The organism is Rathayibacter sp. AY1B7 (genome assembly GCF_002932735.1).
Taxonomy (GTDB): Bacteria; Actinomycetota; Actinomycetes; order Actinomycetales; family Microbacteriaceae; genus Rathayibacter.
Genome location: NZ_PSWK01000002.1, coordinates 92177 through 117302 on the forward strand (window position 1 = coordinate 92177; position 25126 = coordinate 117302).

Genomic DNA, 25126 nt, shown 5'->3' on the forward strand with positions numbered 1-25126 from the left:
GCTGCCACCCACGCGAGCGGCGGGGCATCGTTGTGCGATCCGGCGCTGACCCGGCGGCGGGCGGCGGGGCAGACTAGAGGCATGCCCGTCGTGACCGTGCTCCCCGACCGCCTCGAACTCCGCCTCACCGCGGCCGAGCGACTGCTCGCGTTCCACCGCAGCGACGTCGTCGTCGACCGGTCGAGCATCCGCTCGGCGACGGTCACCGAGGACCCCTGGATCTGGGTGCGGGGCATCCGCGCGCCGGGCACCGCGGTGCCGCTCACGCTCGCGGCCGGCACGTGGAAGTTCCACGGCGGCAAGGACTTCCTGCTGATCAAGCGCACCGCCTCGGCCGTCGTGATCGACCTGGTCGACGAGGACTACTCCCGCCTGATCGTGAGCACCAAGCACGCTCCCGAGCTGATCGCGGCCCTCCAGCTGGGGACGACGACCGCGGCGATCCCCGTGATCGAGACCGACGACCTCGTGATCGTCCCCGAGGTCGCCGAGCAGGCGGAGCGGGCACAGGCGGCCGCCGCGGAGAAGCGCGCGAAGAAGAAGGCGAAGGCGGCGGAGGCCGCGGCCGTGGCCGCGGAGGCGGCGGGTCCGGCGACGGTGGTCGAGGGCCGGGAGGCGGCGAGCAGCGGGAGCGCGGCGGCCGCGGCTCCGGAGGCGGACGGCGCCGCGGAGGACGTCGTGGCGCCGACGGAGTCAGCAGCGGGGGCCGCTCCGAAGAGCCCGAAGGCCACTCCGAAGGCCGCTCCGAAGACGAGTGCTCGGACCGCCGCGAGCACGCCGGCCGGGTCCGGGGGTTCCGCGCCCGTGGACGTCATCGGCTCCGAGCCGATCGAGTCCGCAGCCCCGGTGAAGCCCGCCGAGCCGAAGCCCGCGGAGCCGAAGCCCGCCGAGAAAAAGTCCGCGGGATCGAAGCCCGCCGAGCCGAAGCCCGCCGGATCCGAGTCCGCCGAGCCCGCCCCCGCGAAGCCGGGGCCGGCCGCGAAGCCCGCGCCGAAGCCCCGCACGCCGGCGAAACCCCGCGCCGCGCGCCCCGACTCCTCCGTCGGTCACGCGTCGGCCGAGCCGAGCGGCGCCACCGAGGCCGCGGAGTAGCGCACCGCCGCACGAGCAGCAGCCACGCAGCGCCGGCCGAGGCGCCCACTCCTCCACGCTCGAGGCGGGCGGACGCCCTCCGCCGACGCCGTGCCCTCAGGCGCGGACGTCCACCAGCGTCCGACCGTGCGAGCGGCCGGCGAGCACGTCCTCGGCCGCGTCGACCGCCCCGCCGAGCGGCACCGTCGTCGTCAGCTCGTCGAGCAGCTCCAGGTCGAGGTCGTGGGCGAGGCGGCGCCAGGCCTCCTCGCGGAGCTTGCGCGGCGCCTCCACCGAGTTGATGCCGGCCAGCGTCACTCCGCGCAGGATGAACGGCATCACGCTCACCGGCAGGTCCGGGCCCTGCGCGAGACCGCACGCCGCCACGGTGCCGCCCCACCGCGTCTGCGCAAGGGCGTTCGCGAGCGTGTGCGAGCCGGCGGAGTCCACCGCTCCCGCCCAGCGCTCGGACTGCAGCGGCTTCCCGCCCTCCTGCAGCTCGGCGCGGTCGATGACGTCGGAGGCGCCGAGGCGCTGGAGCAGAGCGCCGTGCTCGCCGAGCCGGCCGGTCGAGGCGACGACCTCGTGGCCGAGGCGCGCCAGGAGCGCGACGGCGAGCGACCCCACGCCTCCCGAGGCCCCCGTCACCAGGACGGGACCGCTGCCCGGCCGCACGCCGTGCCGCTCGAGCGCCAGCACGGCCAGCATCGCCGTGAAGCCCGCGGTGCCGATCGCTCCGGCCCGTGCCGCCGAGATGGCGCCGGGCAGCCGGAGCAGCGACGCGGAGTCGACACGCGCCCGCTCGGCGAGCCCGCCGTCGTGGCGCTCGCCGAGGCCGGCGCCGTTGAGCACCACCCGGTCGCCGGAGTCGAAGCGCTCGCCCGCCTCGCCGTCCGCGTACTCCACGGTGCCGACCAGGTCGATGCCGGCGACGAGCGGGGTGCGGCGCACGATCCCGGGCCGCCCCGCCAGCGCCAGGGCGTCCTTGTAGTTGACGCTCGAGTACTCGACGGCGATCGACACGTCGCCGTGCGAGCGGTCGGGGTCGTCGCGCTCGAGGAGGCGGGCTCGGTTGGGGGTGTCGGTGTCGGAGTCGGAGTGCCGCTCGACGACGATGGCTCGGTACATGGGCCCACGCTACGCCCGCGGGCCCGCGGCCGGGCGGTCAGTTCAGGGGCCGGGTGCCCTCGGGGAGCGATCCGCCGGAGTAGAGGGCGGAGGCCGCGTCCTGGAGCGCCGTCAGGGCGACGCGCTGCGTCCACGGACCGTAGGAGACGCGGGCCAGCCCGAGCTCCTCGAAGCGGGCGGGCGACTGCGATCCGGGGACGCCGATGACGCTGACGCGCTGCCGCCCGAGGGCGGCGACGAGGGACTCCAGCTCGGCGTCCTGGAGCAGCCCGGGGACGAAGAAGCAGGTGGCGCCGGCGTCGAGGTAGGCGCGGCCGCGCTCGATCGCGTCGGCCAGGACCTCGCCGCGGTCGCGGTCGCCGGCGCGGAGGAGCACGTCCGTGCGGGCATTGAGAGCGAAGGGCACCGCCTCCTCCTCGGCCGCGGCGACGGCCTTCTCGACCGCCCGCAGCGCCTCCGGGAGCGGCTTCGCCTGGTCCTCCAGGTTCGCGCCCACGACGCCGATCCCGATCGCGCGGCGGACCGTCTCGCCCGTGTCGCCGTAGCCCGCCTCGAGGTCGGCCGAGACCGGGACCTCGACGGCGGCGACGATGCGCTCGATCATGCCCAGGTGCAGCTCCAGCGGGATCCGCTCGCCGTCCTCGTAGCCGAACGCCGCCGCGATGGAGTGGCTGGCGGTCGCGAGCGCCCGGGTCTCCGGGAGTGCGGCGATCGTGGTCGCGCTGATCACGTCCCAGACGTTCACCACCTGCAGCAGCTCGGGGGCGGTGTGGAGGTCGACGAGGGTGCGTCCGCGCGCTTCGATGCTCATGGCACGAGCGTAGGGCCCGCGTGCGCGGCGCAGGCCGCCGCATCGCAGTCGGCGCAGACCACGAGCTGGGCGCGGCAGGAGAGATCGGTGCAGTTGCGCATCCGGCTGGTCGGCGCGGCGCACGAGGTGCAGCGGCCGAGCGCCTCGGCGTCGGGGGAGAAGGAGACGGAGCCGCGGCCGTCGAAGACGTACAGGGCCCCCTTCCACAGACCGCGGTCGCGCCGCGCCTCGGCGTAGCGGACGACGCCTCCGTCGAGCTGGTACACCTCGCCGAAGCCGCGCGCCGTCATCAGGCTCGACAGCACCTCGCAGCGGATGCCGCCGGTGCAGTACGTGACCACGGGCCGGCCCTTGAGGTGGTCGTAGACGCCGGCGTCGAGCTGCTCGACGAACTCGCGGGTGCTGGAGACCCCCGGCACGATCGCCCCCTCGAACCTGCCGATCTCGGCTTCGAAGGCGTTGCGGCCGTCGAAGAGCACCACGTCGTCGCGCTCGGCGACGAGGGCGTCCAGCTGGTCCGGGTCGAGCCGCGGCGCCGTCCCGACGACCCCGTCGGCGTCGACCCGCAGCTCGTCGGGCGCGCCGAACGAGACGATCTCGTCGCGCACCTTCACCGAGAGACCGGGGAAGTCGAGGCTGCGGCCGTCGTCGTCGAGGCCGGAGCCGTCGCTCCACTTCACCTCGAGCCCGTGGAAGGCCGAGTGCTCACGGGTGCGGCGGACGTAGCGCTTCAGGGCGTCCATCCCGCCGCCCAGCGTGCCGTTCACCCCGTGCTCCGAGATCAGCAGGCGCCCGCGCAGGCCCAGCGACTCGCACAGCTCGCGCTGCCACAGCCGCACGGACTCGGGGTCGGCCAGCGGCACGAAGCGGTAGAACAGCAGGATCTTCGGCAGCACCGGCACATCCTACGAGGACGTCCGGACCGGGGCGCGGCGTGTGGCAGCATCGTCGGGTGCCCGACGCCTCCGCCCCCGTGCCGCACTCCCGCCTCGAGGACGTCTTCGGTCTCGTCACCGGTGCGTTCGTCGTGTCGCTCGGCCTCTACCTGCTGCGCGCGAGCCAGGCGGTCACGGGCGGCACCGCGGGTCTCGCACTGCTGCTGGGGTACCCGCTCGACATCCCGTTCGGCGTGATCCTCGTCACGGTCAACGTGCCGTTCCTCGCCCTCTCGCTGTGGAAGAAGGGCTGGCGCTTCACGCTGCGGACCATGTTCTCGATCGTGCTGGTCTCGGTCCTGGCGGGCCTGCACCCGCTGGCGTTCGGCGAGCTGCGGATCGAGCCCGTCTACGGCGTCCTCACGGGCGACGTGCTCGCGGGGATCGGCCTCCTGATCCTCTTCCGGCACGGGTCGAGCCTGGGCGGATTCAGCATCGTCGCCCTGATCGCGCAGGAGCGGCTCGGCTGGCGGGCGGGCTACGTGATGATGGCGCTCGACGCGTGCGTGGTCGCGGCCGCGCTGCTGGTGGTGCCTCCGCTGAACGTGCTGATCTCGGCGGCGGGAGTGGTGGTGCTCAACCTGGTCCTGGCGTTCAACCACCGGCCCGGGCGCTATCTCGGGTCCTGACCCCCTCCGCAAGCCCTTCGGCGCGCACCGCCGGGTTCCTAGGCTGAGGGCGCGGGCCCCCGCCCGCCCTTCCCGAACGGAGAAACCGGATGTCCGACTGGACCTACGACCCCTACGCCCGCCTCGGCGAGGTGCCGACCTTCGCGCTCGAGAGCGACGACATCGCCGACGGTGCGCCCCTGTCCGCCCGCCACTACGGCGAGGGCTCCGGCGGGGAGGACGTCTCGCCGCACCTGCGCTGGTCGGGAGCCCCCGCCGAGACGAAGAGCTTCGCCGTGACGGTGTTCGACCCCGACGCGCCCACCGGCTCCGGCTTCTGGCACTGGGCCGTCTACAACCTCCCGGCCGACACCACGGAGCTCCCCACGGGAGCCGGAGCCGCCGGCTTCGAGCTGCTCCCGGCGGGCGCGCAGACGCTGCCCAACGAGATGCGGCTGCGCCAGTTCGTCGGAGCGGCGCCGCCGGACCGCGAGCACCGCTACTTCTTCGTGGTGCACGCCCTCGACGTCGAGTCGCTCGACCTCGATCCGGAGTCGACGCCGGCGATCCTCGGCTTCAACGCGCACTTCCACACCCTCGCGCGGGCGCAGATCGTCGCCACGGCGACGCCGGACGGCGCGAAGGGCTGACCCGCTCCGCGGGGAGCGCGCGCTACCCGAAGAGGGTGCGCGCCTCCTCGTAGCGGGCGTCCGGGACCGTCTTGAGGGTGCCGAGCGCCTCGGCGAAGTCCACGTGGTAGATGTCGGTGCCGCGCAGGGCGACCATGCGGCCCCAGTGCTCGGCGACGACGGAGTCGATGGCGGCCATGCCCAGGCGGGTCGCGAGGACGCGGTCGAACGCGGTGGGCGTGCCTCCGCGCTGGATGTGGCCGAGCGTCGTGGCGCGGGTCTCGATGCCGGTGCGCTCCTCGATGAGCGGAGCCAGCAGCTCGCCGATGCCGCCGAGGCGGGGCCGGCCGAAGGCGTCGAGGCCGCGCTCGGAGTGGGCGTCGTCCATCGTGTCGAGCGAGAAGCCCTCGGCGACCACGACGAGCGGTGCGCGCCCGCGGTCCTGCGCGCTCTGCACCCACTCGACGATCTGGTTTAGGGAGGTGCGCTTCTCCGGGATGAGGATGACGTGGGCGCCCGCGGCCATGCCGGAGTGCAGGGCGATCCAGCCGACGTGGCGGCCCATGACCTCGGCGACCATGCAGCGGCCGTGCGAGTCGCCGGTGGTGCGGAGGCGGTCCATCGCGTCGGTCGCGATGCCGACGGCGGTGTCGAAGCCGAAGGTGTAGTCGGTGGCGCCGAGGTCGTTGTCGATGGTCTTGGGGACGCCGACGATCTTGAGGCCCGCGTCCGTGAGGCGCTTGGCCGCCGCCAGGGTGCCCTCGCCGCCGATCGCGATGATCGAGTCGATGCCGTTGCGGTCCATCGTCTCGGCGATCTTCTCGGGGCCGCCGTTCTCGCCCTCGAAGGGGTTCGTCCGGCTGGTGCCGATGATCGTGCCGCCCTGCTTGGCGATGCCCTGGATCTCGGGGCGGCCCAGCGGCAGGAGGTCGCCGTCGACCACTCCGCGCCAGCCGTTCCGGAAGCCCACGAACTCCTGGTCGTAGACCTTGATGCCCTTGTAGACGGCACCGCGGATGACGGCGTTGAGGCCGGGGCAGTCGCCACCGGAGGTCAGGATCCCGATCTTCACCCGCTCAGGTTAGAGGACCCGGTGAACGGATGTGCACGCGGACGACGACGGGCCCCTCCTCGCCGCCTCGAGGAAGGGCCCGTCGTCGTGCTCTGTGCTGGTGGGACTAGGTCGTGACGAGCTCGCCGTTGACGCCGCGGGGGAAGAATCCGCCGGTGCGCGTCCCGGCCGCGGGGTTCAGGTACACGATGTTGAGGACCTGGCCCGGGGTGCGGCTGAACGCGATCGAGCTGGCGTCGGTCGGGACGATGTTCGCCTGGCCGTTGACCTTGACGCCCTGGTCGAGGTCGGTCTTGCCGTCGAGGCTGTCGCGCGCGTCGGAGAGCTTGTTCGCCGAGTCGGACAGGTCGGCGGCGTAGATCGCCGAGCGGATCGCGCCCGCGTGGTACGCCTCCACCGCGAGGATGCCGGCGGCCGCGTCGAGGTAGGTCTTCGACTGGATGAGCGGGGCGGCGCCCTTGTAGGCGGTCACTCCCACGTCCTCGAAGACGAAGGCGCCGAGCAGGAAGTTCGACTCGCTCGCGAACGGGTCGAACGACTGACCGGCCTTGATCAGCCCCGCCGCAACGGCGGCGGAGTTGAAGCTGTCCTTCAGGTTGATCGCCGGGCGGGCCACCTTCGCGGTGCCCAGCGCGGCCCGCAGGAACTGCACGTGGGCCTTCTCGTCGTTCGCGACCTCGGTGGCGAAGCTCTTCAGCCACGGGGTCTTGAAGTCGACGGGGCGGCCGCCGATGACGCCGCCGGGCGTGCCCTTGCCGGTCACGTCCGAGCCGCCGAGGCCGGTGCCGTAGACGGCGCGGAGGTAGAACTCGGCCTCGAGGTACTCGAGGTTGAGGGCGAAGTTGAGGATCGAGGCGTCGCTGGGGCCGCTGGCAGCGACCTCCTCGGCGGAGGCGGTGGGCGCGGCGAGGGCCGCGGCTCCGATGCCGAGGCCGGCGACGCCGGTGGCCTCGAAGAAGCGGCGACGGTCGAGAGCGGTCTCAGAGCTCTTGACGATCGCGTTGCGGATGAAGGTCGTGTCGAACATGTGCGCATCTCCAGTGTTAGGCGGGTGCCGGGCAGCTGGAGCGCCGCCGCGACAGCGCGAAGCTACGCCCGGGACCGACCTGCTGACCAGTGGAAACGGGCGATCGGATCCGCGCATGTGTTCACGCCGTCTGAACCAATCCGCCGGGCGTGTCGCTCCGAACACGTCGTGGATGGGGGTTCTGCGGAGGAGCGTCCGATCCGGTGTCGGAGCCGCCGGTTAGCATCACTGCGTGTCGATCCCCGCCCCTGCTCCCGAGCCCTCCTGGGCGACGGTCTACGCGCCGTCGGAGCCCGTGAGCCTCGCGCTCACCCTCCGCACGCTGCTGCGGGGCTCGGGCGACCCGACCATGCTCCTCGACGCGTCCGGCTTCTGGCGGGCGTTCCGCACGCCGCTCGGCCCGGGCACGCTGCATCTGCGGCAGGCGGCGGACGGCGCGATCCACGCGCGCGCCTGGGGCGGGGGAGCGGAGTGGCTGATCGACGCGGTCCCCGAGCTCCTCGGCCACGGCGACGACTGGAGCGGGCTCGACCTGTCGGCCCACGCGCCGCTCGCCGAGGTGCTCCGCCGCTCGTCGGGCCTGCGCCTCACGCGCGCGAACCTGGTGTTCGAGATGCTCGCGCCGTCGGTCCTCGAGCAGAAGGTCACGAGCACGGAGGCGTGGCGCGCCTACCGGGTGCTGGTGCGCCTCCACGGGGAGCCCGCCCCGGGGCCGGTCGCTCTGCACGTGGCTCCGAGCGCGCAGCAGTGGCGACGGGTGCCCTCGTGGGACTGGCACCGCGCGGGAGTGGATCCGCGGCGCTCGCGGACCGTCCTCACCGCCGCGCTCGTCGCCTCCGGCCTCGAGCGGACCCTCGCGCTCGGGCGGGGCGGCGACGAGGTCGCCCGCCGGCTGCAGTCGGTGCCGGGGATCGGGCCGTGGACGGCGTCCGAGGTGATGATGCGCGCCCACGGCGATCCGGACGCGGTCAGCGTGGGCGACTACCACCTGGCCGCGGCCGTCGGCTTCGCGCTCACGGGTCGGCTCGGGGTCGACGACGACGGCATGCTCGAGCTCCTCGAGCCGTGGCGCGGGCACCGGCAGCGGATCATCCGGCTGATCGGCTGCAGCGGAGCGAGGAAGCCGCGGCACGGCCCGCGGATGACCATCCAGGACCACCGCCGGCACTGATCCGCTCCTCCACAGGGGCGGCTCGCGGGCGAGTCGGCGCGACCACCGCGTCACGCCGCGTCCGGGCGGCGGCTCGGGCTTAGCCTCGGAGGATGCAGCAGTCGACGACCCCAGGTGTGCCCGGCAGCGACCCGGAGCGCGAGCCCGACGACGCGGCCGTGCGGAGCGGCGTCGACGCGACGATCGGTGGTCGGACGCCGGAGGGCGGCACGGAGTCGGACGACGAGGTCGAGGCCGGTGAGGCGCGCGACTCCGTGAGCGGGGCCGAGGTCCTGCCGGCGCCGGAGTCCGCGTCCGAGGACGTGGCCGAGCCTCAGGACGAGCAGGAGTCCGACGCTGAGGACGAGGACCTGCGCGAGCCCGGTGTTCACGACGAGGACGAGGTCGTGCGCGACGCTGAGGACGAGGCCGTGAGCGAGCCCGATGCCGACGACGAGGTCGTGCGCGATGCTGAGGACGAGGTCGTGCGCGGGCCCGACGCCGCGTCGGAGTCGGAGCACGCGGCGCCCGCTGCCGCCGAGCCCGAGGTCGACGACCGCCCGATGATCGAGCGCGTTGAGTCCCTGGTCCGCCGCTGGATCGCGCGCAGCGGCGAGTTCCCGGTCGAGCCCGCCGCCCAGCGGCTCGCGGGCGTGCTCCAGGACCCGAACGGACTCGACTTCACCGTCGGGTTCGTCGACGGCGTCGCCCGGCCCGAGGACCTCTCGGTCGCGGCCGAGAACCTCGCGGCGCTCACCGCGAAGACGCCCGCCTTCCTCCCCTCCTACCTGCGCGCCGCGATCAGCACCGGCGGCGCCGTCGGCCCCGTGCTGCCCTGGGTGGTCGTGCCCGCGGCCCGCCGGGTCCTCCGCCGCCTCGTCGGGCACCTCGTGGTCGACGCCTCGGAGGCCCGTCTCGGCGCGGCCGTCGCCGCGCTGCGCGAGGGCGGCGACCGGCTCAACCTCAACCTCCTCGGCGAGGCCGTGCTCGGCGAGCGCGAGGCCCGCCGCCGCCTCGAGGGGACCCTCCGCCTGCTCGAGCGGCCGGACGTCGACTACGTCAGCGTCAAGGTCTCGAGCGTCGTCAGCCAGCTGTCGATGTGGGCCTTCGAGGAGGAGGTCGACCGCGTCGTGGAGCGTCTCACCCCGCTCTACCAGGCCGCCGCGTCCGGAGCCGACCCCACCTTCATCAACCTCGACATGGAGGAGTACCGCGACCTCGACCTGACGGTCGCCGTGTTCCGGCGCCTCCTCGAGCAGCCGGGCATGCTCGACCTCGAGGCGGGCATCGTCCTGCAGGCCTACCTGCCCGACTCCGTCCGCGTGCTCGACGAGCTGACCGAGTGGGCGCAGGAGCGCCGGGCCCGCGGCGGAGCCCCGATCAAGGTGCGCGTCGTGAAGGGCGCGAACCTCGCGATGGAGCGGGTCGACGCGGCCCTGCACGACTGGCCGCTCGCGACCGTCGGCAGCAAGGTGGAGGCCGACACGAACTACAAGCGCCTGCTCGACCGGGCGCTGCGGCCGGAGCGCGTCGACGCGGTGCGCGTGGGCGTCGCCGGGCACAACCTCTTCGACCTCGCCTGGGCGTGGCTCACGGCGACCGAGCGCGGGGTGACCGGCGCGGTCGAGATCGAGATGCTGCTCGGGATGGCGACCGGGCAGGCGCGCGCCGTCCGCGAGGACGTGGGACGCCTCCTCCTCTACACGCCCGTCGTGCACCCGCACGAGTTCGACGTGGCCATCTCGTACCTCATCCGCCGGCTCGAGGAGGACAGCAGCCCCGAGAACTTCCTGTCGGCCGCGTTCCGCCTCGACGACGAGGAGGTGCTGCAGCGGGAGCTCGGCCGCTTCCGCGCCTCGCTCGAGGCCCTCGACGACTCCGTCCCGCCGCCGAACCGCACGCAGGACCGCCTGCGGGAGTGGTCCTCCGGCTCCGGCCGCCGCCTCGTGCAGGAGCACGCCCGCGCCGGCGAGCGGGCGCAGGACCCGGCCGCCGCGGGCCTGACGCAGGCCGTCCTCGGCCTCAGCCGCGGCTCCGGTGCGGCCGCCGCGACCGCGGGCTTCCACAACGAGCCCGACACCGACCCCGCCCTCCCCGGCAACCGCCGCTGGGCGCGCCTGATCACCGAGCGCATCGCCGGCTCGACCATCGGAGCGGGCACGGCCGACGCCGCGCGCGTGAGCACCGAGGCGGAGCTCCAGGAGGTGCTGCGCGCGGTGTCCCGCCGCGCGGAGCGCTGGGGCGAGCGCCTGGGCTACGACCGAGCGGCCGTGCTCGACCGCGCCGGCCTCGTCCTCGCCGCGAACCGCGACCGCCTGATCGAGGTGATGGCCTCCGAGACCGGCAAGACGATCGCCGAGGCCGACCCCGAGGTCTCCGAGGCCATCGACTTCGCCCACTACTACGCCACCCGCGCCCGCGAGCTCGACGCCGTCACCGGGGCCACCTTCGTCCCCGCTCGGGTCACCGTCGTCGCTCCGCCGTGGAACTTCCCGGTCGCCATCCCGGCCGGATCGATCCTCGCGGCGCTCGCCGCCGGCTCCGGAGTCGTGGTGAAGCCGGCGCCCCAGGCCCGCCGCTCGGCCGCTGTGCTCGTCGAGGCGCTCTGGGACGCGGGCGTCCCGCAGGAGCTCCTCGCCCTGGTCGACCTCGACGAGGAGGAGCTGGGACGGGCGCTGATCACCGACCCCCTCGTGGACCGCGTGCTGCTCACCGGCTCCTACGAGACCGCCCGCCTCTTCCGCTCCTGGCGGCCCGGCCTCGCACTGCAGGCCGAGACCAGCGGCAAGAACGCGATCATCGTCACTCCCCACGCCGACTACGACCTCGCCGTCGCCGACATCGTCCGCAGCGCCTTCGGGCACGCGGGCCAGAAGTGCTCCGCCGCCTCCCTGGTGATCCTGGTCGGCTCGGTCGCCCGCTCCAAGCGCTTCCGCGCCCAGCTGGTCGACGCCGTCACGTCGCTGCGCGTCGGTCGCCCCGACGACCCGTCGGCGGTGATGGGGCCGCTCATCGAGGAGCCCACCGGCAAGCTCCTGCACGCGCTCACCACGCTGGGCGGAGGCGAGTCGTGGCTCGTCGAGCCGCAGCGCCTCGACGAGAGCGGCACGCTCTGGTCGCCCGGGATCCGCGAGGGCGTCACCGAGGACAGCTACGTCCACCTCACCGAGTTCTTCGGCCCGGTGCTCGGGATCATGCACGCGGCGACCCTCGAGGACGCCATCCGGATGCAGAACGGCACCGAGTACGGGCTCACTGCCGGGCTCCACTCCCTGCACGCCGACGAGCTCGCCCTCTGGATCGACTCGGTCGAGGCGGGCAACCTCTACGTCAACCGGGGCATCACCGGAGCCATCGTCCGGCGCCAGCCCTTCGGCGGCTGGAAGCGCTCGTCCGTCGGCGGCGGCGCGAAGGCGGGCGGACCCAACCACCTCATCGGCCTCGGCTCCTGGAAGCCCTCGCCCGCGCGCTCCTCCTCGACACTGCACCTGCGCGGCCTCGACGACCGCGCGCGCCAGTTCATCGAGGCGGCCCAGTCCTCGCTCCGGTTCGAGCAGTTCGACCTGCTCCGCCGCTCCGCACTCTCCGACCAGCTCGCCTGGGCGACCGAGTTCGGAGTCGTCACCGACATCTCGAAGGTCGGCGTCGAGCGCAACCTGTTCCGCTACCTCCGCGTGCCGATCGCGCTGCGCCTGGCCGACGGCGGCGACCTCGGAGAGCTCCTCCGCGTCATCGCCGCCGGTCTGCTGACCCGCTCCCGGATGGACATCTCCACGTCCCTCCCGCTCCCGCCGCGGGTCCAGGAGATGCTCGGCGGCGACGAGCTCGCCGAGATGGCGGGCCTCGTCCCGCGCATCGTCGTCGAGACCGACGCCCAGTGGCTCGAGCGCGCCGCGGCCGGCCGCATCACGGCGCCGCGCATCCGCATCATCGGCGACATCGTCTCCGACCGCGTCGACGGTTACGCGGGCCCGCAGGCCCCCGGCAGTCCGTCCCACGGACAGCAGGCCGTCGTCCGCCGATCGTCCGACTCGACCGGCTCCTTCACCGACGTCGTCGCCGGCATGACCCGCGGCAGCACAGGCAAGCCGGTCCCGCTCACCCGCGCCGACGGATCCCGCGTCCCCCTCGCGACCGCCCTCGCCGAAGCCCTCGGCGGCGCCCTCGACACCGCCGTCTACGCCGACCCGGTCACCCCCGCCGGCCGCGTCGAACTGCTGCCCTTCCTCCGCGAGCAGGCGATCTCGATCACGAACCACCGCTTCGGCAACCCGATCGATCTGAGCGACGACGTGCTGTGAGTTGGATTCCACGCCCGTCCCTGACGGGCGTGGCGCGGTCGGCTTCTCGACGGGGTGCGTTCTGAGGAGCGGGGGGCGTTCGGCTACAGCGATCCGCTGGTACGCGGATCGCTGGTTCGCCTCGGGGGCGGTGCTCGCGGGGATGGTGTGGATCGAGTGTGGCGCGGTCGGCTTCTCGACGGGGTGCGTTCTGAGGAGCGGGGGGCGTTCGGCTGCAGCGATCCGCTGGTACGCGGATCGCTGGTTCGCCTCGGGGGCGGTGCTCGCGGGGATGGTGTGAACGGGCGTGGCGCGGTCGGCTTCTCGACGGGGTGCGTTCTGCAGGGCGGGGTGCGTACGGCTGCAGCGATCCGCTGGTACGCGGATCGCTGGTTCGCCTCGGGGGCGGTGCTCGCGGGGATGGTGAGATCAGGCTGGCGCGGGTCGGCCTCCCGACGGAGCCCCGGGACGCGGCTCGACGAGGCGCGGGGGGACTTACTTGTCGCGGCAAGTAGTGGGTAGGGTGGGGGGATGAGTGCGCCCGAGACACGTTGGCTGACGCCCGATCAGCTCGACGCCTGGCTGCGCTTCATCGCGGTCGTGGAACTGCTGCCGGGCGCCCTCGACACGCAGCTGCAGCGCGACGCGGGACTCACGCACTTCGAGTACCTGACGCTGGCGATGCTGTCCGAGGCGCCCGACCGCGCCCTCCGGATGACCACGCTCGCCGCCCGCACCAACGCGACCCTGCCCCGCCTCTCGCACGTGGTGACCCGCCTCGTCGCCCGCGGCTACCTCGAGCGCCGCCCCTGCGCCTCCGACGGCCGCGCCACGAACGCGGTGCTCACCGACGCCGGCCTCCAGAAGATCGTCGACACGGCGCCCGGTCACGTCGCGACCGTGCTGGCCGACGTCATCGATCCGCTCGACGCCGAGCAGATCCCGCAGCTGGCCGACATCATGTCGCGCATGCTCGCCCGGCTCGACCCCGAGGGCAGGATGACGGTCGACGCCGTGCGCTCCTCGCTCGGAGACCCCGACACCCGCTCCTGCTGAGCGCACCGACCCCTCGCTCCCGGGGCGGACCGGCCTCGGCCGCGGCCGAATTCATGTACAGGGACTCCCGGACGTGCCCGTCAGGGTCCTCGAGGCCGCGCCCGCATGGAGCCGAGGTCCTGCACCGCGACCGGCTCGGCGCCGCCGGAGGCCGGTTCGTTCCCGAGCACCTCGCCGACCTCCTCCCGGCTGCCGACGCTCACCGCGAAGAGGCCCTGCACCCGGGAGCGCGCGTCGATGATCCCCTTCGACCTGGAGGTCGAGAAGGAGGGGTGCGGGACGACCATCGCGGACACGTTCTCGGAGGCGACGGAGCAGGCGGCGTCGTCGCTGAACAGAGGACTCAGGCCTGAACAGAGGATTCAGGCTCCGGCCGAGCGCCGTGGAGAACGCCCTCGAGCGCTCCGGATCCGTGAACGGGAGGTCGACGAGGATCGAGTCGACGGCCCTCCGCGTCAGTCCGGCGATCGGCCGCGCGACACGCGGGAGTCCGTGCCATCATCGCCTCGTGCAGTTCACCACGACGCTCTTCCAGATCGGCAACAACACCGGCATCGAGGTGCCGTCCGAGGTCCTCGAGGCACTCGGCGGCGGCAAGCGTCCCGCCGTCGCGGTGACGGTGAACGGCTACCGCTTCACCAGCACGGTCGGAGCGATGGGCGGACGCGCGCTCATCCCGTTCTCGGCCGAGAAGCGCCGCGAGACGCAGCTCGCCGGCGGTGACGCGATCGACGTCGTGATCGAGCTCGACACCGCGCCGCGCGAGGTCGTCGTGCCGGAGGACCTGGCGTCCGCGCTGGCCTCGGCGGGCGCTGTGGAGCGCTTCGCCGCGCTCTCGCCCAGCGCGCGGAAGGCCCACGTCACGTCGGTCGAGGGCGCGAAGGCCGCCGAGACGAGGGCGCGCCGCGTCGCCTCGATCGTCGCGGCGCTCGCCGGCTGACGGGCGCGCCACGGTCCGTGACGCGACCTCCCCGCCGGATAGGCTGCCTCCGGCGCCCCACGGCGGAGCGCCCTGGAAGCGGAGTCGGGGGACTTGATGGGTGCGGTTCGGCGTTGGGTGTTCCCGATCGTGTGGATGGTCATCATCGGAGCGGCGAGCATCGCCCTGGTGAAGATCGCGTTTTTCCCGGACGGCGCGGCCGAGGCCGATCCGACGCAGCCGACCGGTGAGATCACCGAGCCGACCGTCACGGTCGCCCGCGGCACGGTCACCAACGACCTCACCCTCCAGGGCACCGTCGCCGCCGACCCCGCCGTGCCGCTGAAGGCGACGGCGGCCGGAACGGTCGACGACGTCTACGTGCAGCAGGGCGCGGCCGTCGCGTCGGGCGATCTCATCTACGACATCCGCGTCGAGACTCCGCGCGACCCGGTCGAGACGACCGGCCCGGACGGCGCCGTCACCCTCACCCAGCAGGAGCCCTCCGTGCGCTTCGAGCGGGTCTACGCCGCGACCGGCGGCACCCTCAGCGCCCTCGGCGTCATCCACGACCAGGCCGTCACGGTCGGCGAGGTGACCGGACAGGTCGCGCCGCCGAGCTACGCCGTCACCGGCACGATCGACGCGCAGCAGCTCTACCGCATCCAGAACCGGCCGACGGAGGCGCAGGTCGCCATCACCGGCGGGCCCGCGGGCTTCACCTGCACCGACCTCACCATCAGCACCCCTCTCGCCGGAGCCGGCGAGGGCGGCACGACCGGCGGAGCGACGGACGGCGGCGGTGGAACCTCCACCGGCGGCTCCGGCACGAGCTTCACCTGCCAGGTGCCGACGGAGGTCACCGTGTTCCCCGGGCTCGCCGCCTCGGTGACGCTCGCGGGAGGCAAGGCGGAGGACGTCCTCGTGGTGCCGACCACCGCGGTCGAGGGCACCGCCCAGTCCGGCGTCGTGTTCCGCCGGGCGGACGACGGCAGCACCGAGGAGGTCCCGGTGACGCTGGGACTCACCGACGGCAGCTCCGTCGAGATCACCGGCGGAGTGGAGGAGGGCGCCGAGCTCCTGCAGTTCGTGCCGGGCGCGGAGGAGGCTGCTCCCGACGTCCAGCTGGGCGGCGACTGCATCGCGCAGCCCGACGGCTCGGTCTTCTGCTCGTGACGATCCTCCGGCTCGAGGGTATCCGCAAGGTCGTCCCGCTGCCCGACGCGCCGCCGCTGACGATCCTCGACGGAGTCGATCTCGAGGTGGGCGAGGGCGACCACGTCTCGGTCGTGGGCCGCAGCGGTTCCGGCAAGTCGACGCTGCTCAACATCCTCGGACTCATCGACGAGCCCACCGAGGGGCGGATGCTGCTCGAGGGTGCTCCCACCGAGACCCTGTCCTCGCGGGCCCGCGCGCGCATCCGCGGCGGCAGCATCGGCTTCATCTTCCAGCAGTTCAACCTGCTGGAGGGGCGGACCGCCCGCGAGAACGTGATGACGCCGCTGCTCTACGCGACCGGATCGGAGTTCTGGCGCCGCCGCGACCTCGCGGCCGAGATGCTGGAGCGGGTCGGCCTCGGGCACCGCGTGGACTCGATGCCCGGGCGCATGTCCGGCGGCGAGCAGCAGCGGATCGCGATCGCCCGCGCCCTGGTGCGCCGACCGCGGCTGATCCTCGCCGACGAGCCGACGGGCGCCCTCGACACCGACACCGGCGAGAGCGTGATGGGCCTGCTCGACGAGATCGCCCGCGAGTCCGGCTCCGCGCTGGTCACCATCACCCACGACCCGGCCATCGCGGCGCGGGCCGAGCGCCACTACCGGCTCGACCACGGCCGCCTGGGCTCGACCGCGGATGCGGGCCCCGTCGCCGAGGGGGTGGTCCTCTGATGCGCGCGCTCGTCGGGATCGCCGGCGCGATCGTCGAGGCGTGGACCGAGCTGCGGATCCACCGCGGCCGCGTGCTGCTCTCGCTGATCGGAGTCGCGGTGGCCGTCGCCGCCCTGACCGCGGTCGTCGCCGCCGGTGGCATCGCCCGCCAGGCCAGCATCGAGCAGGCCGAGCGCTCCAGCGGGCGCCCGGCGAGCCTCTTCCTCTCCGCCTACCCCTCCGGCACCGGCACCGCCGAGGTGGATGCCGACGCACTCCAGGCCGCGTGGACCGGTGCGCTGGAGCGGTACTCCATCACCTACGCGAGCCGCTCGACCTACGGCAGCGCGCGCGTCCAGTTCGCCGACGGCGCCGTCGACGTCGCGGTGCAGGCGGTCGACCAGCCCTTCGCCGAGATGCACCGGCTGAAGATCGTGGACGGCTCCTGGTTCACCGCCCGCGACTCCCAGCGCCTCGCTCCCGCCCTCGTCGTCAACGAGCGCTTCTGGGAGCGGATCGGGAGCCCGGATCTGCGCACCCACCCGGTGGTCACCCTGCTCGGCTCCGAGCGCGACGTCACGGGCGTGGTGGTCGGCGTGACTCCCTCCTCGCAGTTCGAGACGGATCCGTCGATGATGATGCTCGCGGACGCCTACCCGGCGGTCGCCCGCGACGCCGACCCGCAGTACGGCGGGCAGGGCGTGCCGAACTACGAGATGTGGGTGCCGCTCGACCTGGCCGAGCCCCTCGCCGCGGCGGTGGAGCGCGACGTGGCCGGCGCCCTGGGATCCGACTTCGAGGTGTCGGTCGACCGGCAGGACTACCTGGTCTACGACTCCGACCCCTTCGGCGTGCTGACCTGGGTGATCGGCGGCGTGGCGGGCCTGGTGCTGGCGCTCGGCGCGCTCGGACTGCTCAACATCGCCCTGGTCACCGTCCGGCAGCGGATCCGCGAGATCGGCATCCGACGCAGCTTCGGCGCCTCCTCCGGCCGCATCTTCTTCTCGATCATGATGGAGAGCGTCGTGGCGACCGTGGTCGCCGGAGTGGTCGGCGTGACGATCGCGGTCATCCTCGTCACGAACCCGTGGACCGTGGCCTTCGTGCAGGACAACGGGATCGCCGACATCCCGCCTTTCCCGGCCGAGGCGGCGCTGCTCGGGCTCGGGGCGGCGACCCTCGTCGGCGCGCTCGCGGGCCTGGTGCCGGCGATCGTCGCCGTGCGGGTGAAGGTGATCGACGCGATCCGCTACTGAGGCCCGCCGAGGGTGACGACGAGCTCGTCGCCCTCGAGCACGGCGCGTGCGTCGGAGTAGTGCGCGATCCGGGGCAGACCCCGGGTGCTCGCGCTCTCGTGGCTCCCGACGACGATCACGCGCATGCCGGCGTCCAGACCCGCCCGGATGCCGGCCTCGGCGTCCTCGAACACCAGCGCGTCCTCGGGGGAGACGCCGAGCAGGGCCGCGGCGGCGAGGTAGCCGTCGGGAGCAGGCTTGCCGTTCGCGACGTCGTGCGCGGTGACGACGGTGTCGGGGGAGGGGACGCCCGCCGCGGCCAGACGGGCGGCCGCCAGTGCCGGGCTCGCGGACGTGACCAGGGCGACGCGCTCGCGGGGGAGTGAGGCGAGGAACGCCGTCGCGCCGGAGATCTCGACGGTGCCCTCGGTGTGCTCGAGCTCGTACGCGTCGAGCTCCGCGACGATCGCGTCGACGTCGCTGCCGGCCGGAGCGAAGCGGCGGACGCTGTCGGCGGCGCGGACACCGTGAACGGCGCCGAGCACCGCGTCGTGGTCGAGAGCGAAGCGCTCGGCGAAGGCGCCCCAGATGGTCTCGACGACGGCCGTCGAGTCGACGAGCGTCCCGTCCATGTCGAAGAGGGCGGCGCGGGCTCGCAGGAGGTGGGGCATGCGTCCATCCTGGCGGTCGGCGGCCTCCGGCGTCTGCCGGAGCGGACAGCGCTCGGACAGCGCGCGATCAGCCCGCCCTCAGGCCATGCATCGTGTCGCGGCGCTACGGTGGTCCGAGATCGCGGGCAGACGCCCGGAGGGGAGTGGAGGACGCCATGACGGACGACAACGGAACCGGCACGGACCAGGGCGCGAGCACGGGCGGCGAGGCCTCCGGACCCCGCGCCGGGTGGTACCCGGACCCGGCGGGCTCGTCCCGTCAGCGCTGGTGGGACGGGACCGGCTGGACGGAGTCGCTCCGCGACGCGCCGGCGGCCACTCCCACCGCCCCGGCCGAGAGCGGGTCGGCGCAGGCCGCCGTGACTCCCGTTCCGCCGACCGCACCGACTCCGCCCGCGCCGCTCGCCGAGCGTCCCGCCTACGGGGAGACGTCGAGCGGAGCGGCGACGAGCTACGGGCAGTCGGCCTCGGGTCGGTATCCGCAGCAGCCGTCGTCCGCCGACCCGCAGCAGAGCTACGGGCAGCAGGGCTACGGCCAGCAGGGCGCCGGTCAGCAGCCGCAGCCGCAGCAGCCCTCCGGCCAGCAGCAGCCGCAGCAGGGCTACGGCCAGCAGGCTCCCCAGCAGTACGGCCAGCAGGGGTACGGCCAGCAGCCCTACGGCCAGCAGCCGCAGCAGCCCTACAACCAGCAGCAGCCGCAGTACCCGGCCTACTCCGCGGCTCCCGGAGCACCCGTGCAGCAGCGTGACACGAGCATCGTCACGTCCACCCCGTGGATCTGGGTGGTGGTCCTCCTGCCGCTGCTCTCGGCGCTGTCGATCTTCCTCCTCCCGCCGAGCGCGATCGTCGACTCGTCGATGGCCTCGACCTACGGGCCGAGCTCCTCGATGGGGATGTCGACGGCCTACCTCGTCGGCCTCGGCGTGCTCCAGGTCGTCGGCTTCCTGATCTACGCGGCGGAGGTCGTCTTCGCCTTCCTCGACTGGCGCCAGCTGAAGCGAGCCGGCCTGCAGCGTCCGTTCCACTGGGCGTGGGCCTTCCTCGCCGCTCCCTACGTCTACGTGATCGGCCGCAGCGTGGTCGTGAAGCGCGTGACCGGCGGCGGCCTCCTCCCGCTCTGGGTCTTCCTCGGCGTCGTGGTCGTGTCGTTCCTCATCGCGATCGGCTGGACGGTGTCGCTCTTCTCCCAGATGACGCAGGCCTTCGCTCCCGCGGGCTTCTGAACCCGTGCGCGCCGCCGATCTCGTCCTGACCGGCGGCGCCGTCTTCACCGCCGACGCCGTGCGCTCCCGAGCGCACGGCGTCGCTGTCGTCGGAGGGCGGATCGTCGCGGTCGGCGCCGACGCCTCCGACCTGATCGGGCCGCGCACCGAGGTGGTCGACCTCGAGGGCCGGATGCTCGTCCCCGGCTTCCAGGACGCCCACGTGCACCCGGTCTGGGGCGGCGCCGCGCTGCTGCGCTGCTGGCTCGGAGCGGGTGGATCGCCCGCCGAGCACCTGGCGACGGTCGCCGGGTACGCGGCTCGGGAGAGCGGAGCGGAGTGGATCCTCGGCGGCGGCTGGAACCTGCCCGACTTCCCCGGAGGAACCCCGACCGCCCGCGAGCTCGACACGGTCGTCCCTGACCGGCCCGCCTTCCTCACCAACGCCGACGGGCACGGCGCCTGGGTCAACTCCGCCGCACTGCGCCTCGCGGGGATCGACCGCACGACGCCGGACCCCGCCGACGGCCGCATCGAGCGCCTGGCCGACGGCACCCCCTCCGGCACCCTGCACGAGGGGGCGATGGACGCGGTCCGCCGCCATCTCCCGCCCGCCAGCGCGGACGAGCTCCACCGCGCGCTGCTCCTCGGGCAGGAGACCCTGCACTCGTTCGGAGTGACGGCGTGGCAGGACGCGATCATCGGCTCCTACGGCGATGTGGGCGACCCCGGTCCGGTGTACCGCCGCGCGGCGCTGAGCGGCGAGCTGACCGGGCGCGTCCGCGGTGCGCTGTGGTGGGACCGGGGCCGCGGCGTCGAGCAGATCCCGGAGCTCGTCGAGCGGCGCGCGGCGCTCGCCGCCGACCGCTTCGCGCCGACGACCGTCAAGATCATGCAGGACGGGGTCGCCGAGAACTTCACGGCGGCGATGCTCGAGCCCTACCTCGACGGGCACGGCGGCCACGGTCACGGCGACGGCCTCTCGATGGTCGACCCGCGCCTCCTGAGCGAGGCCGTGCCGCTCCTGGACGCGGCCGGGTTCCAGGTGCACTTCCACGCGATCGGCGATCGCGCCGTGCGCGAGTGCCTGGACGCCGTCGAGCGGGCGATCGAGGCGAACGGGCGCCGCGGCAACCGCCACCACCTCGCCCACCTGCAGGTCGTGCATCCGGACGACCTGCCGCGCTTCCGTGCGCTCGACGTCGCGGCCAACCTGCAGATGCTGTGGGCCTCGCTGGAGCCGCAGATGGTGGAGTTGACGCTGCCGTTCCTCGGTGAGCGGCGCGGCTCGTGGCAGTACCCGTTCGGCGACCTGCTCCGCTCGGGCGCGGTGCTCGCCGCGGGGAGCGACTGGCCGGTGTCGACGGCCGACCCGCTCGCCGCGATCCACGTCGCGGTGAACCGGCTCTCGGCGCCGTCCGAGCGCGAGCCGGGGTGGAGCGAGGAGGTGTTCCTCCCGGGGCAGCGCCTCGACCTCGCCACCGCCCTCTCCGCCTCCACGGCCGGCTCGGCGTGGGTGAACGGCCTGGAGGGCGAGTCGGGCTCGATCGCCGTGGGACTCGCGGCGGACTTCGCCCTGCTGGACCGGGACCCCTTCGCCGGCGACCCCCGGGCGATCGGGGACACCCGGGTGCTGGGCACCTGGATCGGCGGCGAGCGCGTCCACACCGCAGCGGACGCGCCCGCCTGATCCGGGTCGTTCAGGAGGCGGCGCTCAGCAGGTGATCGCTCCGCCGATGATCCCCGCGAGCAGCCCGCCGGTCGCGGAGGCGATCGCGCCGGGACCGGAGATCGCACCGATCACCCCGCCGGTCGCGGCACCGCTGACGCCGCTCCCGGCGACGCAGTGGCCCCATTCGGGCGAGCTCCAGTCGCTGTTCAGGTGCAGGCCGCCCACCGCCGAGCGGGACGCCGAGTCCGGGGCGAAGTGGAAGGTGAGCGTGTCGGAGTCGTCGATCGACCAGTGGCCCGACACGGTGCGGCCGCGTCCGACGTCGATCCTCTCCGGGAGTGCGTCGGACGTCTCGGCGCCGTCCGTGAAGCCGACCCCGCCGCCCGCCAGCTCGACGATCCGCGTGTCGTCGGTGACGTCGAAGGTCACCGTCGACGCCGATCCGCCCCGTGCCTCGAGGTGCACCCGGCTGCTCGTCTCCTGCCTCGCCGGCTCGGCGTGCGCGGCCTGCGCTGTGAACAGCGGCACCGCCAGCAGAGCGGCCGCCGCCGCGACCAGTGCCGTGCTCGTCCTCTGTCGTTCCATCGTCGTTCCCTCCCTCGGATTCCGATCCAGGAGGGAGGGCTCAGCGCCGCCGGTCGACGAGGGCGAGGACGACGGACGCCACCGCTGCCGCGACGGCGGCGGTGACCACGACGTCCCACGGATCCTCGGCGCCCACCGCGGTCGCGACGAGGTGCCCGGCCAGGACGCCGACGAACAGAGCCGGCAGCATCAGCCAGATGCGCCGTCTGCGTCGTGCCGCCGTACCGGCCTGTTCCCTGTCGCTCATGCTCGCCCTCCTGGATTCACCATACAGGTATGGAGTACCAGGCGGTCGCGACGCGCGTCGAGGAGGTGGCGCGATCCGTCAGGCCTCGCTGCGCTGGATGAGGCGGGAGAGGACGATCGCGGAGCGCGTGTGGTCGACGTTGGGCGCGATGCGGACCTTCTCGAGGGCGAGCTCGAGGCTGGGGATGTCGCGCGAGCGGATGTGGACGATCGCGTCGGCGGAGCCGGTGACCGTGCCCGCGTCGACGACCTCGGGGACCGCGGAGAGGATGCGGCGGAGCTCGTCCGGAGCGACGGTGCCGCGGCAGAAGAGCTCGACGTAGGCCTCGGTGGCCATGCCGTCGACCGCGGGGTCGACCTTGATCGTGAAGCCGCGGATCACGCCGTCGGCCACGAGGCGGTCGACGCGGCGCTTCACCGCGGAGGCGGAGAGCCCGACCACGCCGCCGATGTCGCCGTAGCCCGCGCGGGAGTTCTGGCGCAGCAGATCGAGGATCTTCCGATCGATGTTGTCCATGCTCCGAGGATAGGCGCGGCCGGAGCGGCGCCTGGACGGCAGCAGAGTGCCACTGGAGATTCGTGACGCCCGGCTATATAGTTGCTCTCGGTCAATAGTTGATCGCAGTCAACTAGAACCTCCGCCGTGCTGAAGAGGAGCCCATGTCACACCCCGAACACCGCGCCGCATCGCGCGGAACCACCGCGCCGCACGCCCCCGCCGGGCCGGACGGCGCCATGTCGCACCGCCAGGTGCTCGAATCGCTCAGCGGCCTGCTGCTGGGCATGTTCGTCTCGATCCTCGCGGGCACGGTCGTGTCGACCTCGCTGCCCCGGATCATCTCCGACCTCAAGGGCGACCAGAACGCCTACACCTGGGTCGTCACCGCGACCCTGCTCGCGACCACGGTCTCCACCCCGCTCTGGGGCAAGTTCGCCGACCTGTTCAACCGCAAGCTGCTGATCCAGCTCGCCCTCGGGCTGTTCGTCATCGGCTCCGCTCTGGCCGGCTTCTCGCAGGACACGAACATGCTGATCGTCTTCCGCGTGTTCCAGGGCCTGGGCGCCGGCGGACTCGCCGCGCTGAGCCAGATCATCATGGCCGACATCATCAGCCCCCGTGAGCGCGGCAAGTACGCCGGCCTCTTCGGCGGCGTGATGGCGATCGGCACCGTCGGCGGCCCGCTCCTGGGCGGCGTCGTGACCGACGCGTTCGGCTGGCGCTGGAACTTCTTCATCGCGATGCCCGTCGCGATCGTCGCGATCGTCCTCCTCCAGATGACCCTCCGCCTCCCCGCGCACCCGAAGCGCAAGGTGCGGATCGACTACCTCGGCGCCGTGCTCATCGCGGGCGGAGTCTCGCTCCTGCTGATCTGGGTCTCCCTCGCCGGCAAGAACTTCGACTGGGCCTCGTGGGAGACCGCGGTCATGGTCGGCGGTGCCGTCGTGCTGCTGATCGCCGCCGTGATCACCGAGCTCACCGTGGCCGAGCCGATCATCCCGATGGGGATGTTCAAGAACCGCACCTTCAGCCTCGCCGTCGTGGCGAGCATCTCGGTCGGCGTCTCGATGTTCGGCGTCGCCGTCTTCCTCGCGCAGTACATGCAGCTGGCCCGCGGAGCCACGCCGACCCAGTCGGGCCTGCTCACCATCCCGATGATGGCCGGCCTGCTGATCGCGTCGACGATCTTCGGCGGGATCATCTCCCGCACCGGCAAGTGGAAGGCGATCATGATCAGCGGCGGCGTGCTCGCCGTGATCGGAACCTCCCTCCTCAGCACCCTCCGCTACGACACGGACCTGGTCCTCGTCGGGATCTACATGGCCGTCCTCGGCGCCGGCCTGGGCATGCTGATGCAGAACCTCGTCCTGGTGGTGCAGAACTCGATCGAGGTGAAGAACCTCGGCGTCGCGACCAGCGCGGTCACGTTCTTCCGCAGCCTCGGCGGCACCGTCGGAGTCTCGGTCCTGGGCTCGATGCTCGGCACCGTGATCGCCGACCGCATCAAGACCGGCATCGCGGGTCTCGCTCCCGCCGACCAGGCTCTCGCCGCGCAGGCGCTGGGCAGCGGCACGATCCCGCAGCCGGCGACCCTGCCCGACGCCGTGCGCGTCGTGGTCGAGAGCGCCTACGGGATCGGCGTGGGCGACGTGTTCCTCTACAGCATCCCGCTCGCCGTGGTCACGCTGATCGCCGTCGTCCTCCTGCCGAACGTGAGCCTCGGCTCGAAGAACGCGGTGCAGCTCAAGGCGGAGCCGACCACTCCGCTGCAGGCCGCGGAGGACGCCCTCATCGCCGCCTCGGACGGCCAGGCGGCGCTCCGCCCCGTCGGCCAGGCCCGGCGGACGGACGACGCGACGCACGCCCGGGAGGGTCGCGAGGCCACTCCCGCCGGACACGGCCGCCACGCCGACGACGAGCGGCAGGAGGAGCCGGTCGGGCACGCACGCCACGCCGCTCCCACCGGCTCCGTCGACGTGATCGAGCGCTCCTGATGCCCGCCGCCGCGCCCTCGGCCGAGGCGCTGCACGAGGTCGAGGAGCAGATCACCGTGCTCGCCGTCCAGGTGCGCCTCGCCGTCCGGGACGCGGCGGCGTCGATCGACCCGGCGCTGCCGCCCTTCGGACTGCGGCTGCTGCGGATCCTCGAGCGCTGCGGTCCGGTCCACTCCGGCGCCGCGGCGGAGCGGCTCGGGGTCGACCGCAGCGCGATCAGCCGCCAGGCCCGCCAGCTCGCCGAGCTGGGCCTGGTCGAGATGACCTCCGATCCCGCCGACGGCCGAGCGCGGTTCCTCTCGCTCAGCGCGGCCGGATGCGAGCGGATGCGCGACCTCGGCGGCCGTCAGCGGCAGCGGATGCAGGAGGCGCTGAGCGCCTGGCCCGAGGAGGACCTGCGTGCGTTCGCGGGATACCTGGAGCGGCTGACCGCGGCGGAGTGACCCGCGTGATCTGGACGAGTGGCGC

General features: G+C 73.4%; 24 protein-coding genes. 14 read left to right on the forward strand and 10 right to left on the reverse strand.

Features of this window, described 5'->3' with window-relative positions; all coding sequences use genetic code 11:
* Nucleotides 1-81 precede the first annotated feature (81 nt).
* Nucleotides 82-1092 carry a hypothetical protein gene (locus C5C95_RS17935; protein ID WP_308471515.1) on the forward strand — a complete coding sequence of 337 codons (1011 nt, stop codon included), beginning with the start codon at nucleotides 82-84 and terminating at the stop codon, nucleotides 1090-1092.
* Between the two features lie 96 nt (nucleotides 1093-1188).
* Here C5C95_RS17935 and C5C95_RS01905 read toward each other — a convergent pair whose 3' ends face one another.
* The 3 genes from C5C95_RS01905 to C5C95_RS01915 are packed head-to-tail and all read right to left on the reverse strand — an operon-like array spanning nucleotide 1189 to nucleotide 3906.
* The gene (locus C5C95_RS01905) at nucleotides 1189-2199 is read right to left on the reverse strand and encodes an MDR family oxidoreductase (protein ID WP_104249899.1); all 1011 of its coding nucleotides are present in this window, start codon (nucleotides 2197-2199) and stop codon (nucleotides 1189-1191) included.
* 37 nt (nucleotides 2200-2236) lie between these two features.
* Nucleotides 2237-3010, reverse strand: a complete 774-nt coding sequence (locus tag C5C95_RS01910) for an isocitrate lyase/phosphoenolpyruvate mutase family protein (protein WP_104226149.1) — start codon at nucleotides 3008-3010, stop codon at nucleotides 2237-2239.
* Nucleotides 3007-3906, reverse strand: coding sequence for a rhodanese-related sulfurtransferase (locus tag C5C95_RS01915; protein WP_104226150.1), 900 nt, complete (start codon nucleotides 3904-3906; stop codon nucleotides 3007-3009). The genes C5C95_RS01910 and C5C95_RS01915 overlap by 4 nt, the downstream gene beginning before the upstream one ends.
* Before the next feature lie 56 nt (nucleotides 3907-3962).
* Here C5C95_RS01915 and C5C95_RS01920 point away from each other — a divergent pair, with 56 nt between their 5' ends.
* Together C5C95_RS01920 and C5C95_RS01925 are read left to right on the forward strand one after the other, a co-directional pair.
* Nucleotides 3963-4574 carry a YitT family protein gene (locus C5C95_RS01920; protein ID WP_244230588.1) on the forward strand — a complete coding sequence of 204 codons (612 nt, stop codon included), beginning with the start codon at nucleotides 3963-3965 and terminating at the stop codon, nucleotides 4572-4574.
* 89 nt (nucleotides 4575-4663) lie between these two features.
* Nucleotides 4664-5203 (forward strand): YbhB/YbcL family Raf kinase inhibitor-like protein, encoded by a 540-nt coding sequence (locus tag C5C95_RS01925; RefSeq protein ID WP_104222867.1) that lies wholly within the window; start codon nucleotides 4664-4666, stop codon nucleotides 5201-5203.
* A gap of 22 nt (nucleotides 5204-5225) precedes the next feature.
* On the opposite strand, the gene C5C95_RS01930 is transcribed toward C5C95_RS01925, so the two are convergent.
* Both C5C95_RS01930 and C5C95_RS01935 read right to left on the reverse strand, forming a co-directional pair.
* Nucleotides 5226-6254, reverse strand: coding sequence for a 6-phosphofructokinase (locus tag C5C95_RS01930; protein WP_104323673.1), 1029 nt, complete (start codon nucleotides 6252-6254; stop codon nucleotides 5226-5228).
* Nucleotides 6255-6360: 106 nt separating this feature from the next.
* A complete protein-coding gene (locus tag C5C95_RS01935) occupies nucleotides 6361-7281 on the reverse strand; it encodes a ferritin-like domain-containing protein (RefSeq protein ID WP_104323674.1) in 921 nt (306 codons plus the stop codon).
* Between the two features lie 232 nt (nucleotides 7282-7513).
* Between C5C95_RS01935 and C5C95_RS01940 the strand changes: the two genes are divergently transcribed.
* The 3 genes from C5C95_RS01940 (at nucleotide 7514) to C5C95_RS01955 (ending at nucleotide 13767) form a co-directional block, all read left to right on the forward strand.
* A complete protein-coding gene (locus C5C95_RS01940) occupies nucleotides 7514-8452 on the forward strand; it encodes a DNA-3-methyladenine glycosylase (RefSeq protein WP_258072608.1) in 939 nt (312 codons plus the stop codon).
* Between the two features lie 542 nt (nucleotides 8453-8994).
* A complete protein-coding gene (locus C5C95_RS01945) occupies nucleotides 8995-12732 on the forward strand; it encodes a proline dehydrogenase family protein (protein ID WP_104323719.1) in 3738 nt (1245 codons plus the stop codon).
* Nucleotides 12733-13242: 510 nt separating this feature from the next.
* Entirely contained in the window at nucleotides 13243-13767 is a 525-nt protein-coding gene (locus C5C95_RS01955; RefSeq protein WP_104233099.1) for a MarR family winged helix-turn-helix transcriptional regulator, read from the forward strand.
* 80 nt (nucleotides 13768-13847) lie between these two features.
* Here C5C95_RS01955 and C5C95_RS01960 read toward each other — a convergent pair whose 3' ends face one another.
* On the reverse strand, nucleotides 13848-14063 hold the full coding sequence (locus C5C95_RS01960; protein WP_104323676.1) for a hypothetical protein: 216 nt from the start codon (nucleotides 14061-14063) through the stop codon (nucleotides 13848-13850).
* A gap of 212 nt (nucleotides 14064-14275) precedes the next feature.
* Between C5C95_RS01960 and C5C95_RS01965 the strand changes: the two genes are divergently transcribed.
* The 4 genes from C5C95_RS01965 (at nucleotide 14276) to C5C95_RS01980 (ending at nucleotide 17810) form a co-directional block, all read left to right on the forward strand.
* Nucleotides 14276-14707, forward strand: coding sequence for a YdeI/OmpD-associated family protein (locus tag C5C95_RS01965; protein WP_104323720.1), 432 nt, complete (start codon nucleotides 14276-14278; stop codon nucleotides 14705-14707).
* A gap of 135 nt (nucleotides 14708-14842) precedes the next feature.
* The gene (locus tag C5C95_RS01970; RefSeq protein ID WP_104222862.1) at nucleotides 14843-15862 is read left to right on the forward strand and encodes an efflux RND transporter periplasmic adaptor subunit; all 1020 of its coding nucleotides are present in this window, start codon (nucleotides 14843-14845) and stop codon (nucleotides 15860-15862) included.
* A complete protein-coding gene (locus C5C95_RS01975) occupies nucleotides 15859-16575 on the forward strand; it encodes an ABC transporter ATP-binding protein (protein WP_104233102.1) in 717 nt (238 codons plus the stop codon). Before C5C95_RS01970 ends, C5C95_RS01975 begins: the two co-directional genes overlap by 4 nt.
* On the forward strand, nucleotides 16575-17810 hold the full coding sequence (locus C5C95_RS01980; RefSeq protein WP_104226156.1) for an ABC transporter permease: 1236 nt from the start codon (nucleotides 16575-16577) through the stop codon (nucleotides 17808-17810). Before C5C95_RS01975 ends, C5C95_RS01980 begins: the two co-directional genes overlap by 1 nt.
* Here the strand turns inward: C5C95_RS01980 and C5C95_RS01985 are convergent.
* On the reverse strand, nucleotides 17804-18460 hold the full coding sequence (locus tag C5C95_RS01985; protein ID WP_104323677.1) for an HAD-IA family hydrolase: 657 nt from the start codon (nucleotides 18458-18460) through the stop codon (nucleotides 17804-17806). The two genes, C5C95_RS01980 and C5C95_RS01985, sit on opposite strands and share 7 nt — an antisense overlap.
* 155 nt (nucleotides 18461-18615) lie before the next feature.
* On the opposite strand from C5C95_RS01985, the gene C5C95_RS01990 reads away from it, so the two are divergent.
* Both C5C95_RS01990 and C5C95_RS01995 read left to right on the forward strand, forming a co-directional pair.
* The gene (locus C5C95_RS01990) at nucleotides 18616-19683 is read left to right on the forward strand and encodes a DUF2510 domain-containing protein (RefSeq protein WP_146087035.1); all 1068 of its coding nucleotides are present in this window, start codon (nucleotides 18616-18618) and stop codon (nucleotides 19681-19683) included.
* Nucleotides 19684-19687: 4 nt separating this feature from the next.
* Complete coding sequence (locus C5C95_RS01995; RefSeq protein ID WP_104323679.1) at nucleotides 19688-21352, forward strand: amidohydrolase; 1665 nt, start codon at nucleotides 19688-19690, stop codon at nucleotides 21350-21352.
* Nucleotides 21353-21376: 24 nt separating this feature from the next.
* On the opposite strand, the gene C5C95_RS02000 is transcribed toward C5C95_RS01995, so the two are convergent.
* From C5C95_RS02000 to C5C95_RS02005, 3 genes are all read right to left on the reverse strand, one after another.
* Nucleotides 21377-21919, reverse strand: coding sequence for a hypothetical protein (locus C5C95_RS02000; RefSeq protein WP_104269353.1), 543 nt, complete (start codon nucleotides 21917-21919; stop codon nucleotides 21377-21379).
* A gap of 40 nt (nucleotides 21920-21959) precedes the next feature.
* A complete protein-coding gene (locus C5C95_RS17075; protein ID WP_146076614.1) occupies nucleotides 21960-22166 on the reverse strand; it encodes a hypothetical protein in 207 nt (68 codons plus the stop codon).
* Between the two features lie 78 nt (nucleotides 22167-22244).
* Complete coding sequence (locus C5C95_RS02005) at nucleotides 22245-22682, reverse strand: Lrp/AsnC family transcriptional regulator (protein WP_104222855.1); 438 nt, start codon at nucleotides 22680-22682, stop codon at nucleotides 22245-22247.
* 218 nt (nucleotides 22683-22900) lie between these two features.
* Between C5C95_RS02005 and C5C95_RS02010 the strand changes: the two genes are divergently transcribed.
* Both C5C95_RS02010 and C5C95_RS02015 read left to right on the forward strand, forming a co-directional pair.
* The gene (locus C5C95_RS02010; RefSeq protein ID WP_104222854.1) at nucleotides 22901-24658 is read left to right on the forward strand and encodes an MDR family MFS transporter; all 1758 of its coding nucleotides are present in this window, start codon (nucleotides 22901-22903) and stop codon (nucleotides 24656-24658) included.
* Nucleotides 24658-25101: a MarR family winged helix-turn-helix transcriptional regulator gene (locus C5C95_RS02015; RefSeq protein WP_104222853.1), complete on the forward strand. Its 444-nt coding sequence runs from the start codon at nucleotides 24658-24660 to the stop codon at nucleotides 25099-25101. The genes C5C95_RS02010 and C5C95_RS02015 overlap by 1 nt, the downstream gene beginning before the upstream one ends.
* The last annotated feature ends 25 nt before the right edge of the window (nucleotides 25102-25126 follow it).